The sequence below is a fragment of the Salinibacter sp. genome (genome assembly GCF_042218895.1).
Classification (GTDB): Bacteria; Bacteroidota; Rhodothermia; order Rhodothermales; family Salinibacteraceae; genus Salinibacter.
In genome coordinates this window covers 8,798-10,005 of the sequence record NZ_JBDGQQ010000126.1, presented here as the reverse complement: position 1 = coordinate 10,005, position 1,208 = coordinate 8,798, and the positions used below count along the sequence as shown (strand labels likewise).

At 68.5% G+C, this 1,208-nt stretch carries 2 protein-coding genes; both read left to right on the top strand.

Going from position 1 to position 1,208, the window contains the following annotated elements:
- A partial coding sequence (locus ABEL04_RS11285; protein ID WP_375802497.1) for an inositol monophosphatase family protein occupies positions 1-311 on the top strand: 311 nt, incomplete at its 5' end.
- Between the two features lie 61 nt (positions 312-372).
- Positions 373-1,188, top strand: a complete 816-nt coding sequence (locus ABEL04_RS11280; RefSeq protein ID WP_375802496.1) for an NDP-sugar synthase — start codon at positions 373-375, stop codon at positions 1,186-1,188.
- Positions 1,189-1,208 lie beyond the last annotated feature (20 nt).

Sequence of the window (1,208 nt, the reverse complement as noted above, 5' to 3'; positions counted from 1 at the left end):
GCATCACGGCCGACTCGATCCGGATCGACAGCCAGGCCAAGTACGCCATCGTGGCCCGGGGCGAGGCCGAGATTTACCTGCGTCTGCCCCGTCCCGGCACCGACTACACAGAGCGCATTTGGGACCACGCGGCGGGGTCGCTCGTGGTGCAGGCCGCCGGGGGCACCGTGACGGACATGCACGGCGAGCCGCTTGACTTCACGCACGGCCACCTGCTGGAGGAGAACACCGGTGTCGTCGCCACCAATGGCCCCCTCCACGACGAGGTCATCGATGCATTGGCCGGGGCCGCGGGGCCGCCCGACGGGTAGGCCTTCAGGCGTCTCTCCCTCCTCGGCGTACTCAATCCCACTCGCCTCTCCCCTCCTCAGCATGGTTGCCTACCTCCTGTGCGCCGGCTTCGGCACTCGCATGCGCCCACTGACGGAGCACACCCCCAAATCGTTGGTCCGCGTGGCCGGCCGTCCGATCGTCGACTATCTCGTGGACGAGCTGGCTTCCTGGGCGGCCCTCGACGCCATCCATGTCGCCGCAAACCACCGGGACGCCGAGGCATTTCGGGAGTGGGCGTCCGGCCGTCGGGCCGATCTAGCGGCGCACGACCTCACCCTGCACATCCACGACGACGGGGTTGAGGCCCCGGACGAGCAGCTCGGGAGCGTGGGGGACCTCGCCTTCCTCCTTGATGGCGTGGGCATCCCGCCCGACGGCGCCCTCGTGAGTGGGGGCGACAGCCTGTATCGGTGTCCCCTGGCTCCCCTCCTGAACGCCTACGACGGCACCTCCAATCGGGTGCTGGCCCTCTACGAGCCGGACCCTGAGCGCCGCGCGCACAGCAGCCTCCTCGACCTCAAGGGACGATTCGTGACGAAGGTGGTGGAGGACCCGACGGGGATTGCCTCCGAGTGGATCTGTCCGTCCTGGATGCTCCTGACCCCCGATGCACTCCGAACCGTTGACGCGTACCTGGCCGACGAGGGGCCGCCGGATCAACTCGGCCCCTTCCTGAACCGAATTGCCCGCGAGCAGACCCTACAGGCCCTTCGTCTACCGAAGCAGAGGGACCTCCGCCTTCACTGCAACACGGTGGACGACCTGGAACGGGCCCGGCGCATCTTCCGCGACGAGCCTCGCCACGTGCTCGACCCCGAAACGGTGCGGCAATGCCTCCCCGAGCGTGATGCGTGACTCGTGAAGCGCACCTTGCC

Bases quoted from the DNA above. Each gene is read 5' to 3' on its own strand.
- ABEL04_RS11280 (WP_375802496.1), top strand. From the start codon at position 373: ATGGTTGCCTACCTCCTGTGCGCCGGCTTCGGCACTCGCATGCGCCCA.